The following is a 16,862-nucleotide window of genomic DNA, read 5'->3' on the forward strand; positions in this document are numbered from 1 at the left end:
CTATCCGGCAGGGTGGGCGAGCAGGGTGTCGTCTTCGCAGCAGACCGCGTCCAGGCGCACGTCCCAGGCTTCGCGCGGCAGCGCGTCCACGCGCTGCGCGGCGAAGGCGGCGCCGACCAGCCACGGCGGGGCGGGGCGCTGGTGGCGGAAGGCCAGGCTGCGGTCGTACCAGCCGCCGCCCATGCCCAGCCGGTGGCAGTCGGCGTCGAAGCCGACCAGCGGCATCACCAGCACGGCCATGTCCTCCGCGCGCAGCGCGCCGGCCGGGGTGACGTCCGGTTCGGGGATGCCGTAGCGGTTGGTCACCAGCGCATCGCCCGCGCGCCAGGGCGCGAAGCGCAGCGTGTCGTCGTCGTGCAGCAGCGGCAGGCAGTAGATGAGCGGGGCGGGCAGGCGCAGCTGCAGTGCGTGCAGGCCGATCTCGCCGTCCATCGCCCAGTAGCCGGCCACGTAGCCGGAAGCGGGGAGGAACGGCAGCGCCAGCACGCGTCCGGCCAGCGCCTCGGCGGCGGCGATGCGCTGCTGCGGCGAAAGGCTGCGGCGGCGTTCGCGCAGTGTCTTGCGCAGTGTCTTGCGCAGCGCGGCGCGGTCGGTTGGCGGGCTCACGCGGGATCGGCCGGCTGCGGAAGTGAAGACGTGGAGAAAATGTCTCCGCTGTGGCGATGCATGCGAAACGACCTTGAACCCGGGGTTCAAGTGGGAACGCTCGGCGGCCATCGGGCTTTCCGCTCGGGGCGGACTTGCACTCCCGGCTGCCTTCGCGCCCCCGCGGTCGTCATTAAGGGACAAGGCGAATGTTGCGCACGCCGTCGCTCACAGCAGAGGACGCGGCCAGTATAGCCGTTCGGTTGCGGCGAGGAAGCGATTCGTCGCGCCGCGACGCGGCGGATTCAGCTTTGCGCCAGCAGCGCGTCGAGCCGGCGATTGGCCTCGTCGATCAGGCGCAGGGCATCGCCGTCCGCCGCCGCGGGCACCGCCTTCGCGCTGTGCTGCTGCAGCTCGTGGGCGAGGTTCAACGCGGTCAGCACCGCCAAGCGGTCGGGTGCGACCATCCTGTTGCCGCCGCGCAGTTCGCGCATGCGCGCATCCAGCATGCGCGCCGCCGAGGCCAGCCCGGCGCGCTCCTCGTCGCTGACGCCGACGGTGTATTCGCGGTCGAGGATGCGGACGGTGACCGGTTCGCTCATGTGTGCTGCTCCAGCGACTTCAGCCGCCCGATCATCGCCTCGACGCGGCTGCGCGCCTGTTCCTGCTTGGACAGCAGCTGGGCGCGTTCGCCCGCCATCTGCTCCACCTGCTGGCGCAGGCTGCGGTTTTCCTCCTGCAGGCGCTGCATGCGCGCGCCGAGCAGGTCGATCCGCGCCAGCAGCTTGTGCAGTTCGCCTTGCGGGTCGCGTTCGTCCATCCGCGCACCTTAGGCAGGCGCCGTGCCGGGGTCAAGCCGCGCGCCGGCACGCGCCTGCGCGCGCAGCAGGAAGTCCAGGCAGGCCGCTTCCGCCAGCGGCCGGGAGATCCAGTAGCCCTGCGCGATGTCGCAGGCACTGTGCTCCAGGAAGGCCAACTGGCCCGCGGTTTCCACCCCTTCCGCCACCACCTGCAGGCCCAGCGTGCGGGCCATCGCGATGATGGTGGCGGTGATGGTGGCGTCCTCGTGGTCGTCCGGCGTGGCCAGGCCGTCGATGAAGGCCTTGTCGATCTTCAGGGTGTTGATCGGCAGCCGATGCAGGTAGGCCAGCGATGAATAGCCGGTGCCGAAGTCATCCACGGCGATGGACACGCCGAGGCGTCGGAAGGCGTGCAGGCGCTCGCTGGCGACCTCGGCATTGCCCATCAGCACGCTTTCGGTGAGTTCCAGTTCCAGCGCGGATGCAGCCAGGCCGCTGTCGCGCAGGGCCGCTTCCACCGCGCCCGGCAGGCCGCTGCGCAGCAGCTGCAGCGCGGAGACGTTGACAGACACCTTCAGGCGCGGGTCCACGCCGGCGCGATGCCAAGCCGCGAGCGTCCGGCAGGCCTCGCGGAGCACCCATTCGCCGATCGCCACGATGGTTCCGCTTTCCTCGGCCAGCGGGATGAATTCGTCTGGCGCGACGCTGCCGTATTCGGCGCTGTTCCAGCGCAGCAGCGCCTCGACTGCGCCGAAGCGGCCTTCGGTCAGCACCAGTTCCGGCTGGTAGACCAGCGACAATTCGCCGCGTTCGATCGCCCTGCGCAGCGCGCCGATCAGGTTGGCGCGGCGGCGAATGTCCCCGTCCATCGCGTCGGCATAGCGCAGGAACGCCCGCTTGCCGGTGCCTTTCGCCTTGTACATGGCGGTGTCGGCGTGCTTCAGCAGGTCGGTGGGGACCTGCGCATGGTCGGGGAACAGGCTGATCCCGATCGACGGCGAGATGGTGAATTCGTAGCGGTCGTCCAGCCGCAGCGGCGCGTCGAACGCGGTGATGATGCGCTGCGCGCAGTGGTCGGCCTCGGAAGGATGGGCCAGGCCTTCCAGCACGACGGCGAATTCGTCGCCGCTGATGCGGGCGACGGTGCGCTCCGCGCCCGCCACTTCCTGCAGCCGCTGGGCGGCAGCGCGCAGCACGCGGTCGCCGGTGGCATGGCCCAGCGAATCGTTGACGTCTTTGAAGTTGTCCAAATCGAGGAACAGCAGTGCCAGCCGGTTGCCTTGCCGGCGTGCCTGCACGATCGCCCGCGACAGCCGTTCGGCCAGCAGGGTGCGGTTGGGCAGGTTGGTCAGCGGATCGTAGTTGGCGAGGTAACGCAACTCGTGCTCGACGCGGCGCCGTTCGGTGATGTCGCTGGCCACCAGCACGAACAGCTGCCGCTGGGTGGTGGGTTCGCGCAGCGGACTGCACTGCATGGCGCACAGGAAATCGCTGCCGTCCTTGCGGCGCAGCCACATCTCGCCATTCCAGCCGTCCTGGGCGTGGATGGCGCGCCGCGCCTCCCCGTAGAACGCCGGTTCATGGCGATCGCCGTCCAGCAGGCTGGTGTCGCGGCCGAGCACTTCCGCCTCGGTATAGCCGGTCATGCGGCTGAACGCGGGATTGACCGCCACGAAGCGGAAGTCGGCGTCCAGCACCGCCACCGACTCGGCCATGGAACGCATGACCTCCGCGGCGACCTGGCGCTGGTTCTCCATCTCCCGCAGCGAATCGATGTTGCGCGCGGTGCCGGCAATCCGCGACACCCGGCCGTCGGGGCCGTGGCCGACGGCGCGGCCGCGCACCCGCATCCACTGCCACTCCCCGTCCTCGCCGCGCATGCGGTGTTCGGACAGGAACACCGGCACTTCCCCGCGCAGGTAGGCCCGCAGCTGGCGCAGCACGCCCCGGCGGTCGTCGTCGTGGAACCTCGGGTTGCGCTCGATGCTGGCCTGCATGGCCAGCCGGTGCTCGCCTTCCGGGGTCACCCGGATCACCTCCAGCTCGCGGCTGCGCAGGTCGTATCGCCAGAACATTTCGTTCGAGGCCCACAGCGACAGCCGCCACTGCTGCGCGCGTTCGTCCTGCTCGCGCTGGTGGGCGCGCTGCTCGCGCTCGCGGCGCCGGTGACTGGCCAATGCGAGCCAAGCCATCAGCAGCACCAGCAGCGACAGCAGCAGGGCCAGCGACGTCCCCGCCGGCAGCCTATCCTCCATCGCGAACGCAGGCAGGGGCGGCAGCAGCGCGCCGCAGGCAAGGCCCAGTTGTGTCGGAACGACGCGATCCCCCATTGGCGGAGTGTAGGCATGCGCGCGTGGCGGCAACAAGCGGCGCACGATTGCTAAACTGCCGGAATCCCCGCATCCGAGAATCCCGCGTGAGCGAAACCGAGTTGCCGGTGTGGGCCGAGGTGGCAGCGGCCGCCGACCGCCTGGCGCTGGCCAGCAGTCCCGCGGAACTGCATGGCGCCCTGTGTGGCTGGCTGGCCGCGGGCGGCGCGGACGCCGCTGGCTGGCCGGCGCTGGTCATGGCCGATCCGGCCCTGCCCGTGCCGGCGCCGGGCGATCCCCTGGACCGCCTGCGCGGCGCCAGTGCCGCGCAGCTGGGCGACCCGGAATTCGGCTTCCAGCTGCTGCTGCCCGAGGGCGGCAAACCCATAGACCGTGCCGGGGCGCTGTTTGCGTGGTGCCGCGCCTTCCTTGGCGGGTTCGGGCTGGCCCTCGACGGCAAGCCGATGTCGGAAGAGGGGCAGGAGGCGCTGCGCGACCTCGCCAATCTCGGCGCCGCGCAGATCGACGAGGCCGACGACGGCAGCGACGAGGAAGCGCTGGCCGAGATCGAGGAATACCTGCGGATGGCGGTACTGCTGCTGCACGCCGACTGCGCGCTGGGGATGCAGCACCGCCAGCGCCTGCACTGACCGCCATGCAGCCGCTCACCGCCCACTGGCGCAAGGCGCTGGCGCGCCGCCGCCGGCAGCTGATGCAGGCGGCCGGCGATGGCGCGATCCTGGTGCTGCCGGCCGCGCCTGAACGCATCCGCAGCCGCGACACCCACTACCCGTACCGGCAGGATTCCGACTTCTGGTACCTGACCGGCTGCGACGAGCCCGACGCGGTGCTGGTGCTGGTGCCCGGCCGCAAGCACGGCGAGGCGATCCTGTTCTGCCGCGAACGCGATCCGGAGCGCGAAGGCTGGGATGGCCCGCGGCTGGGGCCGGAAGGCGCGGTGGAGGTGCTGGGGCTGGATGATGCGTATCCGGTGTCGGATATCGACGACATCCTGCCCGGCCTGCTGGAAGGCCGCCGCCGCGTGCACTACCACCTGGGCCGCGACGCCGACTTCGACCTCAAGCTGATCGGCTGGATCAACCGCGTGCGCGCGCAGGCCCGCCAGGGCGCGCAGCCGCCGCAGGAGTTCCTCGAACTGGGGCACCTGCTGGACGAGATGCGGCTGTTCAAGTCGGCCGACGAGGTCGCGCTGATGCAGAAGGCGGCCGACATCAGCGTGGAAGCGCATCGCGCGGCCATGCGCGCCGTGCGCGCCGGCATCCACGAATACGAGCTGCAGGCCGAGCTGGAATACGTGTTCCGCCGGCACGGCGCGCAGCCTGCCTACGCCAGCATCGTCGGCGCCGGCGCCAACGCCTGCGTGCTGCACTACCGCGCCAACAGCGCGAAGGTCCGCGCCGGTGAGCTGGTGCTGGTGGATGCCGGCGCCGAATACCGCGGCTATGCCGCCGACATCACCCGCACCTTCCCGGTGGACGGGCGCTTCAGCCGCCAGCAGCGCGCGCTGCACGACCTGGTCTGCCGGGCGCAGGCGGCGGCGCTGGCGCAGGCCAGGCCGGGCCTGCCCTACGAGGCCGGGCACACCGCCGCGGTGGAGGTGCTGGCCGATGGGCTGCTGTCGCTCGGCCTGCTGCAAGGCACGCTGAAGGCGGCGCTGGCGGACGGGACCTACAAGCGCTACTACCGGCACAAGACCGGGCACTGGTTGGGGCTGGACGTGCACGACGTCGGCGAATACCGCCTCGACGGTGCCTCGCGGCTGCTCGAGCCGGGCATGGTGTTCACCATCGAGCCCGGCCTCTACATCCCCGCCGACGATGCCGCAGTGCCGGCGAAGTGGCGCGGCATCGGCATCCGCATCGAGGACGACGTGCTGGTCACCACCGACGGCCACCGCGTGCTGACCGGCGCGCTGGAGCGTAGCGCGGACGAGGTGGAAGCACTGGTGGCGGGGTGATCGCGCCGCCCGGCCGGCATGGCGCCACCCAGGCTTCGCGTCCGGCTACGATTCGCGGCCGCGCGCCATCCATGGCGAGCTCGATCACCTTCCCCCGCCATGCCGGCCGGGCGATGCGGCAATTCCGCTAGGCCGCCGCGAACGCTTCGCGCGTGAGGTTGATCGGGGCGTCGTCCGTGCACACGACATCGTCCTCGATGCGGATGCCGCCATAGGGCTTGAACATTTCCACCCGCTGCCAGTCCACGGCATCGCCCAAGCCCTTCTGCTCCAGTTCGTCCAGCAGCATGTCGATGAAGTAGATCCCGGGCTCGATCGTCACCACCATGCCGGGTGCCAGCGTGCGGGTGAGGCGCAGGTAGGGATGGCCGTCGGGCTTGGCGATCGTGCCGCCGGCATCGGAGGCGGCGAAACCGGCCACGTCGTGCACCTGCAGGCCGATGCCGTGGCCGATGCCGTGCGGGAAGAACGCGCTGCTCACGCCGCGGGCGACGGCTTCTTCCGGCGATACCCGGATCACGCCGAACTCGCGCAGCACGCCGGCCAGGCGCAGGTGGGCGTCGAGGTGGATGCGCGCGTAGTCGGTGCCGGCGCGCACCTGGTCGCACAGCGCCAGCTGCGCGGCATCGACGGCGCCGATCATCGCCGCGAACTCGTCGTCGGCCGCGGAGTAAGTGCGGGTGATGTCGGCGGCATAGCCGCCGAAACTGGCGCCGGCGTCGATCAGGAAGCTGCGCGAGGGCTTCGGGGGCAGGCGGTCGCGGTTCGTGTAGTGGAGCACCGCGCCGTGTTCGTTGAGCGCGATGATGTTGCCGTAGGGCAGGTCGTTTGCGTCCTGCCCGGCGGCCTGGCAATAGGCCAGGTGGATGCCGAACTCGCTGCTGCCGGCGCGGAAGGCGCGCTCGGCGGCGCGATGGGCGCGCACGCCGATGCGGCTGGCGCCCCGCATCATCTCGATCTCGTAGGGCGTCTTGAAGGCGCGGTGATATTCCAGGTACTGGAGCACCGGCTCCGGGTTGTTGGGGACGTAGCTGCCGAGCGCGCTCTGCGGCTCGCCCAGGATCGCGCAGCGGAAAGCCGGCGGCAGCAGGCGCATGGCCTCCTCCGCGGTGCGGATCACCTCGATGTCGAAATGCTCCACCCAGTAGCCGCTGGGCATCTCCGGCACCACGTGCCAGTAGTCGTGCGGCTGCAGGAAGAGCAGCTTCGGCCGCTGCCCCGGGGTGACCACCAGCCAGCTGCCGGGTGCCTGCGTCAGCGGCAGCCAGGCCTTGAACTGGGGGTTTACCGCATACGGATAGTCGCGGTCGTCGAAGACCTGGTAGTGCAGGCTGCCGCTGGGAATGGCCAGGTGGTCGAAGCCGCCGCGGCGCAGCGCTTCGGCGGCATGCGCCTGCATGGTGGCTAGGTGCTGCGGGAACAGGGACGACAGGAGGGCGTTCGACATGGCGGATCCGGGCAAACGGGGGAGCCCGATTGTCGCGCATCCAGGCGCTGCAGGTCAGTCGTCCGCCTGCGCCGCCCAAGCGCGCAACCGGACCGTGGCGTCCGGCGACAGTCCGAGGAAGCGCAGCCCGATCCAGGACTGGCCCGGCGCGCCGGCCTTGTCCTGCCAGAGCACGTGCGCACCCACCTCCAGCGGCTGCGCGGCGCCGATCCCGTCCGGCAGGTGGAAGCGGAACTGGAACAGCGCATCATCCGGCAGGCTGCGGTTGGCCATCATCAGCATGCCGCCGGCCGAGAGATTGCCCAGGTAGCCCACCGGCTCCTCCAGGATGACATCGAAGACTTCAACCCGGCCCGGCACCGCGCGGCGCGGTTGGCGACGGCGAGGATCATTGCTCATGGCCGGGCTCCCTGGCGTGCGTGGCCTGCTCCGGCGCGATGCGCTGCAGGCTGCTGATGGTGGCGTCCCAGGCCGCCGTGGCCGGCGCGGCGTGCCGCTCCAGCAAGCGCAGCCGGCCGGCCGCGAGCTTGCGGGCGAGGGTGTCCAGGTTGTCGTTGCCGGCACGCAACCCGCGCCGGTTGACCAGCAGCGCCTGGTCGGTATGTGCGCTGATCCAAGCCAGCCGCCGCCGCTGCGGGCCCTCCTGGCCGTCGTCGTCGATCTCCACCCACATCGGCAACGGCAGCGAGCGCAGGCGTTCATAGGCGGCCTGCTCCGCGGGCGTTCGCGGCGGCAGGACCGGCGGCGCGTCGGTTACGGCGGTGCTGTCCTCTCCCAGGCGCCCGCGTGCGCGCAGCTGCTGCAGCAGTTCGGTGCGGGAGGCCGGGTCGTCGTCTTCCCCGTGGCCGTGCGCCAGCTGCGCGGCGATGGCGTCGGCGTCCTCGGCGTGGTAGCCGACCTGTTCAAGGGCCGCCCGGATCCGCTCCGGCAGCGCCGGATCGGCTGCCCGCGCGGCCGGATCGGCGCCGGCGTCAACGATGCCGGCGGTGACATCGAGCAGCTGCCGCCAGGCGTCCGACTGCTCGCCGCTGCGCAGGTGGGCCAGCGACAGGACGTCGGTCCAGGTCTGTTCCAGCAGGGTGGCGTGGAAGCGCGGCAGGTCGCGGCCTTCGCGCAGGCGGCGGATTTCCTGGTCGGCGCGCTGCCGGGCCAGCTCCAGCTTCTCGCGCCCGCGGGCGGCTTCCACCTGCCGGCGCTCGGCCATTTCCGCCTTGCGGTCCAGCGCCTGCAGGCCGGATTGCAGGGTCCGGTTGGCCTCGGCGAAGGACTCCGTGGTGCCGCTGGCGTCCTGCTGCACGTGCGAGGCGGCACGCTGCAGCAGCCCCAGCCACTGCGCATCCAGGTCATCCTCGGCCAGCCACTGCGCACCGGACAGCGAGATGGCGTCCACCAGCTGGCGTGCGGGGTGGGCGGCATCGGTGAAGAACCCCTGGTCGCGCAGCGCCAGCTGCGTGAGCGGCAGCCGCAGCCGCTCCAGCATGGCTTCGCCCGGGCTGGTCCGGCGCAGTTCACGCTGCAGCTGGCCCATGAACAGCCCCAGCAGGTCGAAGGCGTCGCTGTCGACATCGGACAGCGCGACGCCGTGGCCATGCGCCTGGCGCGACTGCGCCAGCAGGATGCGGCGGTAGTCGGCCAGCGTGTCGGCCTTGTCGGTGCTGGCGCGCATCCGCTGCAGCGTGGCCAGGACTTCGTCGTGGGGCACCGCGTCGAGCACGCGTTCCTCGCGCTTGCCGGGCCGGAGCTTGCTGAGCAGGCTGCGCCGCTGTTGCAGCAGCGACTGCAGGGCGGCGAAGCCGGCCGCGATGGACGCCGGCGCGGCGTCCCCGGAAGCGAGCCCCCCTGCGGGCTGGCCGCTGCCCGGGGCGGCCCCGCCGGGGCCGGCAGCGGTGGCCTCCAGACTGCCGCCCGCCCCCGCGCGCACCCGCATCGGCACGAAGCTGAGGTGGGGCAGGATGCCATCCTCGACCAGGCGGTCGTTGAAGGCTTCGAGCATCGCCGGATACGCGTCCATCAATGCCCGTTCGAACTGCTGGAACAGCTGGATCCGCGCGTAGCGCGAGAGCCGGAGCTGGTCGGCCGAATGCGCCACCGCCGCGCACAGGGCGCGGGGCGCGAGCGGCAGGGTGTCGGCGTCGAACGCGGGCGCGCCGGCCAGCACGCCGAAGCGCTGGCCGAGCAGCTGCAAGCCCAGGCTGTTGCGCGCCTCGATCCGGCTGGCCATGGTGTCGAGCACGAACTCGTCGCTCACCACGTCCTCTTCCAGCAGGCTCAGCGTCAGCACCGGCGGCGTGTCGGGCGCGTCCGCGTCGCGGCGTGCGCTCTGCAGCCCGGCCAGCGATGCCTCGATGTTCGCGAGGAAGCTGCGGACGAAGGCGGGCCCGCCGCCGCCGAGGCTGCGCATGGATGCAAGCCGCGCCTGCTCCAGCAGGGGATCGCTGCCGGCCGGGGTGCGGGCCAGCGCGAGTTCCGTTTCATGCAGGAGTTGCGGCAGCTGCTGTTCCAGCACCGGGCGCAGGTCCGCCAGCAGGTGCTCCAGCGCCTGGCGCGTGCGGCGCGGCAGCCGGGCGTTGGCCAGCCCGGCAGGTGGCGCATTGCTTGTAGGTGCGGACGAGGACACGGCGCGTAGGCGCCCCCTGGCGCGTTGGCGATCCAGCCATGGTATGCGGCAACCGGGATCGCCTCAATCCACGCGGTCCGATCGGGATGGCCCGAGGGGTGGTGCTAGTCCAGGAACAGGCCGATCACGTCGTTGGCGAAGCGCCGCCCCAGCTCGGTCGGGCGGAGCCAGCCGGGGTCCGCCTCCAGCCAGCCGCGCGCGCGCGCCAGCGCCACCCGGTCGGCAATGGCGGCGGCGGGCAGTCCGGTGCGCGCCTCGAACATCGCCATCGGCACGCCTTCGTTCAGGCGCAGCGCGTTGAGCATGAAGTCGAACGGCAGCCGCTGCTCGGTCAGGTATTCGTCGCCACCGATCGCCGCGGCGGTGCCGGCCTTGGCCTGGTAGTCGGCGGGATGCTTGAGCTTGCAGCGCCGCAGCACCTGCTGGCTGGCGCCGAGGGTCAGCTTGCCGTGCGCGCCCGCACCGATGCCGAGGTAGTCGCCGAAGCGCCAGTAGTTGAGGTTGTGCCGGCACTGGCGGCCGTCGCGCGCGTAGGCGCTGATCTCGTACTGGCCGAAACCGGCATCGGCCAGGAGCGCCTGGCAAGCCTCCTGCATGTCCCACGCGGAATCCTCGTCGGGAATGCCGGCCGGCACCCGCGCGGCGAACACCGTGTTCGGCTCCAGCGTGAGCTGGTAGTGGCTGAGATGGGTCGGCGCCAGCGCGATGGCCCGCTCGACGTCGTCCAGTGCCATCGCCAGCGTCTGCTGCGGCAGCGCGTACATCAGGTCGAGGTTGAGGTTGTCGAAGCCGGCATCCTGCGCCGACTTCACCGCGCGCTCGGCGTCGCCGCTGCCGTGGATGCGCCCCAGCCGCTGCAGGCAGCCGTCGTCGAAGCTCTGCACGCCGAAGCTGAGGCGATTGACGCCGGCCGCGCGGTAGCCGGGGAAGGGGCCGTGCTCCACCGTGCCGGGATTGGTCTCGAGGGTGATCTCCACCTCGGGCGCGAAGCGCAGCCGCGCGCTGGCCTGCTGCAGGAAGCGGTCGATCGCTTCCGGCGGGAACAGCGAAGGCGTGCCGCCGCCGAAGAACACGCTGTGCACGATGCGGCCCCAGGCCAGCGGCAGGTCGAAATCGAGGTCGGCCAGCAGCGCGTCGATGTAGGCGTCCAGCGGCAGCGCGCCCTTAGCCGCGTGCGAGTTGAAGTCGCAGTACGGGCATTTGCGCACGCACCACGGCAGGTGCACGTACAGCGAGAGGGGCGGCGGAGTGAGCATGGTGGCCATATTGTAGGAGCGCACCGCAGGGCCGCGATGCGCTTTGCATGATCCTGCGAAAGCATCCGCGTCCCTGCGGTGCGCTCTACGCAAGCAGCGTCCGCAGCCTTGCCAGCGCGATGCCGCGGTGGCTGTCGCGGTTCTTCACCTCGGCCGGCAGCGCCGCCGCGCTGCAGCCATGTGCCGCCGAGAAGAACACCGGGTCGTAGCCGAAGCCGCCGCCGCCGCTGCGCGCATGCAGGATGCGGCCTTCCCAGCGGCCTTCGGCGATCAGCGGCATGGGGTCGTCGGCGTGGCGCACCAGCGCCAGCACGCAGACGAAGCGCGCGCCGCGGGCGTCGTCGGGCACGCCGGCAAGCGCGCCCAGCAGCTTGTCGATGTTCGCATCGCTGTCGCCGTGGCGGCCCGCATAGCGGGCGGAGTACAGGCCGGGCTCGCCGCCCAGCGCGTCCACGCAGAGGCCGGAATCGTCGCCGAGGGCGGGCAGTCCGGTGGCGCGGGCGGCGTGGCGGGCCTTGAGGATGGCGTTCTCGATGAAGGACAGGCCGGTTTCCCCGGCGTCGCCAACGCCGAATTCGGACTGCGCGTGCAGCTGGAAACCGGCTCCCAGCAATTCGCGCAGCTCGGCGAGCTTTCCGGCGTTGGAGGAAGCCAATAGCAGTTCCATGCAAGCCTCGTTTTCTGTCCCCGTAGGAGCGCCGCAGGTGCGCGATGCGTTTCGCGGGGTTCCGCGAAAGCCTTCGCGCCCCGCTGGCGCGCCTACAGGGAGAGCGCCGCCCGCTGCGCGGCAAACAGTTCGGCGCAGCCCTTCTCGGCCAGCGCCAGCAGCGCGTCCAGCTCGTCGCGACGGAACGCATGGCCCTCGGCCGTGCCCTGCAGCTCGATGAAGCCGCCGCCGTCGTTCATCACCACGTTCATGTCGGTATCGCAGCCGCTGTCCTCGGTGTAGTCGAGGTCGAGCACCGGCACGCCCTGGTAAATGCCCGCCGACACCGCCGCCACCGCGCCGACGATGGGCGAACGGTTGCACGAGGGCAGCTTGATGTCGCGTCGGTCGATCAGCCCCTGCACCGCATCCGCCAGCGCCACGTAAGCGCCGGTGATGGCGGCGGTACGGGTGCCGCCGTCGGCCTGCAGCACGTCGCAGTCCAGGGTGATGGTGCGTTCGCCCAGCAGCGCGCGGTCCACGCAGGCGCGCAGGCTGCGGCCGATCAGGCGCTGGATTTCGAGCGTGCGCCCGCCTTGCTTGCCGCGCGCGGCTTCGCGGTCGCTGCGGGTGTGGGTGGCGCGCGGCAGCATGCCGTATTCGGCAGTGACCCAACCTTCGCCCTTGCCGCGCAGGAAAGCCGGCACCTTGTTTTCCACGCTGGCCGTGCACAGCACGCGGGTGTCGCCGAAGCTCACCAGCACCGAGCCTTCGGCATGGCGGGTGAAGCCGCGCTGGATGGAAACGGTGCGCAGCTGATCCGCGCTGCGGCCGCTGGGACGGGCAAAGGCCATGGGGAAAACCGGAAATCGATGGGGCGCTAGATTACCATTCGCACTTTGCAGGCCCTGGATTCCCGCATGATCCGCAGCATGACCGCCTTCGCCGCCGGCGAGCGCAGCACCGAATGGGGCGTGCTCTCGGGCGAACTGCGCGCGGTGAACCACCGCTTCCTCGAGCTTGCCCTGCGCCTGCCGGACGAGCTGCGCGCGTTCGAGTCCGCGCTGCGGGAACGCGTGGCCAGCCGGGTGTCGCGCGGCAAGCTCGACCTGGTGCTGCGCCTGCGCACCACCCTCGCCGGCGATGCCCTGCAGGTGGACGAGGTGCTGGTGGAGCGGCTGGGCGCGCTGGTCCAGCGGCTGGCCGCCGGCTTCCCCAACCTGCAGGTGCAGTTCACCGAGCTGCTGCAGTTTCCCGGCGTGCTGCAGTCGCGCGGGCTCGATGGCGACGCCCTGCAGCGCGAGGCGCTGGCGGTGCTGGACGTGGTGCTGGACGATTTCATCGCCGCGCGCGAGCGCGAGGGCGGCAAGCTGGCGCAGGTGATCGGCGAGCGCGCCGAAGCGATCGCCAGGATCGCCGCCGAGGTTCGCACGCTGGTGCCGCAGATCCGCGCCGGCCAGCGCGCCAAGCTGGAGGCGCGGCTGGCCGACCTGTCGCAGCCGGCGGATCCGGGGCGGCTGGAGCAGGAGCTGGTGATCTGGCTGCAGAAGCTCGACGTGGACGAGGAGCTCGACCGCCTCGACAGCCACCTTGTCGAGTTGCGCCGGATCCTGAAGGGCGGCAGGGAGCCGGTGGGCCGCCGCCTCGATTTCCTGCTGCAGGAATTCAACCGCGAGGCCAACACGCTGGGCAGCAAGTCCGTCGATGCCCGCACCAGCAACGCCGCGGTCGAGCTGAAGGTGCTGATCGACCAGATCCGCGAGCAGATCCAGAACATCGAGTAACGGCCCATGCGCGGAACCCTCTACATCGTGGCCGCGCCTTCCGGGGCCGGCAAATCCAGCATCGTCAACGCGGTGCTGCAGCGGGATGCCAACATCCGCCTGTCGATCTCGTTCACCTCGCGCGCGCCGCGCCCGGGCGAGCGTCACGCCGAGCATTACAACTTCGTCAGCGCGGCGGAGTTCGAGGCGATGGTCGAAGCCGGCGATTTCTTCGAATACGCGCGCGTGCACGGCGACTGGAAGGGCACCGCGCGGCAGTCGGTGGAGCCGCTGCTGGGCGCCGGCCACGACGTGCTGCTGGAAATCGACTGGCAGGGCGCGCGCCAGGTCCGGGCCAAGGTCCCGGACGCGGTCAGCGTGTTCATCCTGCCGCCCTCGCGCGCTGCGCTGGAGGAGCGCATGCGCAAGCGCGGGCAGGACAGCGAGGACGTGATCGCCCGCCGGCTGGCCGCCGCCCGCGAGGAAATGAGCCACTACGGCGAGTTCGACTACCTGATCGTCAACGAGGTCTTCGAGGTCGCGGTGGCCGAGATGTGCAGCATCTTCACCGCCAGCCGGCTGCGCAAGGACGCCCAGGTGGCCCGCCACGCCCGCCTCATCACCTCCCTGCTGGTCGATCCGTAGCGCCGGACATTGCCCCGCTGGCCGCCGCGGTGTTCTCGCAGCGGGGCAATGCCCCGTCCTACGGAGATGGCGGCGGGTTCGCCGGTGTACGTTGGCTTGTCGTCTAAGCAATTGATTTTCAAGACCGCTGCTTGCGGTCCGGGGCCCGCGCGGCTACACTCCCCGGTTCTTTCGAACCCTTGCGCGGCCCATCGCCGCAGGACAGACATGGCCCGGATTACCGTCGAAGACTGCCTGCAGGTGGTCGACAACCGCTTCGAACTCGTGATGATGGCGGCCAAGCGCGCGCGCCAGCTGGCCGGCGGCGTGGAGCCCAAGCTGGACAACAGCGAAGCCAACGACAAGCCCACCGTGCTGGCACTGCGCGAGATCGCCGCGCGCGCCATCGACACCGACTTCATCGACGCGGTGGAGAAGGCCGAGCGCGAGCGCAAGGAGCGCGAGGCGCTGGAATGGGCGGCCGCGGAAGTGGTGGCCGGCGACGACGACATGAAGGGCGACGACTGAGCGCAGCCCGCGCCTTCGCCAATGGAAGCGGCCCTGCGGGGCCGCTTCCGCGTTGTGGGGAACCGTTTGCGGGCGTGGCGCGGCAAGGTTAGGCTCGAGCCATGACGCCCGGCGATCCCGCGCTTGCCCTGCACGACCCCGCGCCCGCCGCGGCGGCGGTGCCGGACTATGTGCAGGCGCTGGAGCGCGCCGCCTATTACCTAGACGATGCCCAGCGCGCCCAGCTGCGCCGCGCCTGGGCGGTGGGCGCTGCCGCCCACGCTGGCCAGACCCGCAAGTCCGGCGAGCCCTATATCACCCACCCGGTGGCGGTGGCGCAGGTGCTGGCCGAGCTGGGCCTGGACCTGGAGACGCTGGTCGCGGCGATCCTGCACGACACCATCGAGGACACGCCGCTGACCCGCGCCGACGTCGCCGCGCAGTTCGGCGAGACTGTGGCCGAACTGGTCGATGGCGTCACCAAGCTGGAGAAGGTGCGTTTCGCCGACAAGCAGGAGGCGGCGGCGGAAAGCTTCCGCAAGATGCTGCTGGCGATGTCGCGCGACCTGCGCGTGATCATGATCAAGCTGGCGGACCGCCTGCACAACATGCGCACGCTGGGGGCGAAGTCGCCTGACGCCCGTCGCCGCATCGCGGTGGAGACGCTGGAGATCTACGCGCCGATCGCGCAGCGGCTGGGCATGAACCTGGTCAAGGCGGAACTGCAGGATCTCGGCTTCAAGGCGCTGCATCCGTGGCGGCACGCTGTCATCGCCAAGCGCATCCGCAGCCAGCCGCTGGTGCGGCGCGAGGCGCTGGTGCAGATCGAGGCGCGGCTGGCGCAGCGGCTGGCGCTGGAGAAGCTGGAACACCGCCTGGTCGGGCGGGTGAAGACGCCGTGGAGCGTCTACACCAAGATGCGCGCGCAGCGCCGCAGCTTCGACCAGGTGATGGACGTGTTCGGCTTCCGGGTGGTGGTGGACACGGTGGCGGACTGCTACCACGCGCTGGGCGTGGTGCATGCGGTGTACAAGCCGCTGGACGGGCGCTTCCGTGACTTCATCGCCATTCCCAAGGCGAACGGCTACCAGTCCCTGCACACGGTGCTGTTCGGGCCGTACGGCTCGCCCATCGAGGTGCAGATCCGCACCCGCGAGATGGACCTGATCGCCGAGCGCGGCGTGGCCGCGCACTGGGCCTACAAGATCGGGGTGGAGTCCGCCGGCAACAGCGCCCAGAGCCGGGCGGCGGCGTGGATCGCCAACCTGGTGGAGACCCAGCGCGGCACCGGCTCGTCGCTGGAATTCCTGGAGAACGTCAAGGTCGACCTGTTCCCGGACGAGGTCTACCTGTTCACGCCCAAGGGCGACATCCTGTCGCTGCCGCGCAACTCCACCGCGCTCGATTTCGCCTACGCGGTGCACACCGACGTCGGCAACCACGCGGTGACCGCGCGGGTGGACCGCCGGCTGGCGCCGCTGCGCACCAAGCTGGTCAGCGGCCAGTCGGTGGAAATCATCACCGCGAAATCCGCGGTGCCGACCACCCAGTGGCTGGAGTTCGTGGCCACCAGCAAGGCGCGCACCGCGATCCGCCAGCAGCTCAAGCAGCTGGAGCACGAGGACGCGGTGCAGCTGGGGCACTACATGCTGGACCGCGCGCTGGGCGCGCAGGGCACCGCGCTGGACCGCATCCCGATGCCGCGGCTGGAGGCCTATCTGTCCGACAACCGCTATACGCGGCTGGAGGCCATGCTGGCCGATATCGCGCTGGGCAACCGCATGCCCTCGCAGGTGGCGCTGGCGCTGGCGCAGCAGCCGGGCGCCGATGCGCAGCCGGGCGCGCCAGCGCCGCAGGAGCGCATCCTGATCACCGGCGGAGAGCGCGGGGTGATCAGCTTCGCCCAATGCTGCCTGCCGATTCCGCGCGACGAGATCATGGGCTACCACAGCGCCGGCAAGGGCATCGTGGTGCACCGCATGGAATGCCCGAACCTGGCCGAACTGCGCAAGTCGCCGGAGCGCTGGGTGGCGATCGGCTGGGACCGCGAGGTGTCCGGCGATTTCAGCTCGGCGATCCGCATCGAGGTGGAGAACCGCCCGGGCGTGCTGGCGCAGGTGGCGGCGGCCATTGCGAATGCCGATTCCAACATCGACCGGGTGGAATACCTGGAGCGCGACAGCAACATCGCGGTGCTGCGCTTCGGCATCGACGTCACCGACGGCCGCCACCTGGCCGAAGTGATCCGCGGCGTGCGCCGGCTGCAGGTGGTGCAGGACGTGCAGCGCTGCTGAGGGCGTCGCGCGCTGGGCGGGCGCGGCGCGCGCGAT

At 71.0% G+C, this 16,862-nt stretch carries 16 protein-coding genes and 1 other RNA gene; 6 read left to right on the forward strand and 11 right to left on the reverse strand.

Translation table 11 applies throughout. From position 1 onward, the window contains the following. From SPK54_RS03445 to SPK54_RS03465, 5 genes are all read right to left on the reverse strand, one after another. Positions 1-606, reverse strand: a complete 606-nt coding sequence (locus SPK54_RS03445; protein WP_330946534.1) for a 5-formyltetrahydrofolate cyclo-ligase — start codon at positions 604-606, stop codon at positions 1-3. 39 nt (positions 607-645) lie between these two features. Further along, positions 646-828: non-coding RNA, 6S RNA (gene ssrS / locus SPK54_RS03450), on the reverse strand. Positions 829-890: 62 nt separating this feature from the next. Next, entirely contained in the window at positions 891-1,187 is a 297-nt protein-coding gene (locus tag SPK54_RS03455) for a cell division protein ZapA (RefSeq protein ID WP_330946535.1), read from the reverse strand. After that, the gene (locus tag SPK54_RS03460; protein WP_330946536.1) at positions 1,184-1,405 is read right to left on the reverse strand and encodes a TIGR02449 family protein; all 222 of its coding nucleotides are present in this window, start codon (positions 1,403-1,405) and stop codon (positions 1,184-1,186) included. The genes SPK54_RS03455 and SPK54_RS03460 overlap by 4 nt, the downstream gene beginning before the upstream one ends. 9 nt (positions 1,406-1,414) lie before the next feature. Further along, positions 1,415-3,715 (reverse strand): EAL domain-containing protein, encoded by a 2,301-nt coding sequence (locus tag SPK54_RS03465; protein WP_330946537.1) that lies wholly within the window; start codon positions 3,713-3,715, stop codon positions 1,415-1,417. Positions 3,716-3,801: 86 nt separating this feature from the next. Between SPK54_RS03465 and SPK54_RS03470 the strand changes: the two genes are divergently transcribed. Further along, positions 3,802-4,344, forward strand: coding sequence for a UPF0149 family protein (locus SPK54_RS03470; protein ID WP_330946538.1), 543 nt, complete (start codon positions 3,802-3,804; stop codon positions 4,342-4,344). 5 nt (positions 4,345-4,349) lie between these two features. Next, positions 4,350-5,672 (forward strand): aminopeptidase P N-terminal domain-containing protein, encoded by a 1,323-nt coding sequence (locus SPK54_RS03475; RefSeq protein WP_330946539.1) that lies wholly within the window; start codon positions 4,350-4,352, stop codon positions 5,670-5,672. Between the two features lie 127 nt (positions 5,673-5,799). Here the strand turns inward: SPK54_RS03475 and pepQ are convergent, their stop codons facing one another. From pepQ to rph, 6 genes are all read right to left on the reverse strand, one after another. Further along, the gene (gene pepQ / locus SPK54_RS03480) at positions 5,800-7,119 is read right to left on the reverse strand and encodes a Xaa-Pro dipeptidase (RefSeq protein WP_330946540.1); all 1,320 of its coding nucleotides are present in this window, start codon (positions 7,117-7,119) and stop codon (positions 5,800-5,802) included. Positions 7,120-7,173: 54 nt separating this feature from the next. Then, positions 7,174-7,518 carry a PilZ domain-containing protein gene (locus SPK54_RS03485; RefSeq protein WP_330946541.1) on the reverse strand — a complete coding sequence of 115 codons (345 nt, stop codon included), beginning with the start codon at positions 7,516-7,518 and terminating at the stop codon, positions 7,174-7,176. Further along, positions 7,508-9,736, reverse strand: a complete 2,229-nt coding sequence (locus SPK54_RS03490) for a DUF1631 family protein (RefSeq protein ID WP_330946542.1) — start codon at positions 9,734-9,736, stop codon at positions 7,508-7,510. The genes SPK54_RS03485 and SPK54_RS03490 overlap by 11 nt, the downstream gene beginning before the upstream one ends. A 104-nt stretch (positions 9,737-9,840) precedes the next feature. After that, entirely contained in the window at positions 9,841-10,992 is a 1,152-nt protein-coding gene (gene hemW, locus SPK54_RS03495) for a radical SAM family heme chaperone HemW (protein WP_330946765.1), read from the reverse strand. An 85-nt stretch (positions 10,993-11,077) separates the two neighbouring features. Further along, on the reverse strand, positions 11,078-11,659 hold the full coding sequence (rdgB, locus tag SPK54_RS03500; protein WP_330946543.1) for an RdgB/HAM1 family non-canonical purine NTP pyrophosphatase: 582 nt from the start codon (positions 11,657-11,659) through the stop codon (positions 11,078-11,080). Between the two features lie 92 nt (positions 11,660-11,751). Next, on the reverse strand, positions 11,752-12,492 hold the full coding sequence (rph, locus tag SPK54_RS03505) for a ribonuclease PH (RefSeq protein WP_330946544.1): 741 nt from the start codon (positions 12,490-12,492) through the stop codon (positions 11,752-11,754). Between the two features lie 66 nt (positions 12,493-12,558). On the opposite strand from rph, the gene SPK54_RS03510 reads away from it, so the two are divergent. The 4 genes from SPK54_RS03510 to SPK54_RS03525 all read left to right on the forward strand — a co-directional run bounded on the left by SPK54_RS03510 (position 12,559) and on the right by SPK54_RS03525 (position 16,826). After that, positions 12,559-13,422, forward strand: coding sequence for a YicC/YloC family endoribonuclease (locus SPK54_RS03510; RefSeq protein WP_330946545.1), 864 nt, complete (start codon positions 12,559-12,561; stop codon positions 13,420-13,422). A gap of 6 nt (positions 13,423-13,428) precedes the next feature. Then, positions 13,429-14,046, forward strand: a complete 618-nt coding sequence (gmk, locus tag SPK54_RS03515; RefSeq protein ID WP_330946546.1) for a guanylate kinase — start codon at positions 13,429-13,431, stop codon at positions 14,044-14,046. Between the two features lie 207 nt (positions 14,047-14,253). Further along, complete coding sequence (gene rpoZ / locus SPK54_RS03520) at positions 14,254-14,553, forward strand: DNA-directed RNA polymerase subunit omega (protein ID WP_330946547.1); 300 nt, start codon at positions 14,254-14,256, stop codon at positions 14,551-14,553. 101 nt (positions 14,554-14,654) lie between these two features. Beyond that, positions 14,655-16,826 (forward strand): bifunctional (p)ppGpp synthetase/guanosine-3',5'-bis(diphosphate) 3'-pyrophosphohydrolase, encoded by a 2,172-nt coding sequence (locus SPK54_RS03525; protein WP_330946548.1) that lies wholly within the window; start codon positions 14,655-14,657, stop codon positions 16,824-16,826. The last annotated feature ends 36 nt before the right edge of the window (positions 16,827-16,862 follow it).

This window comes from Thermomonas sp. LB-4 (assembly GCF_036409385.1).
Classification (GTDB): Bacteria; Pseudomonadota; Gammaproteobacteria; order Xanthomonadales; family Xanthomonadaceae; genus Thermomonas.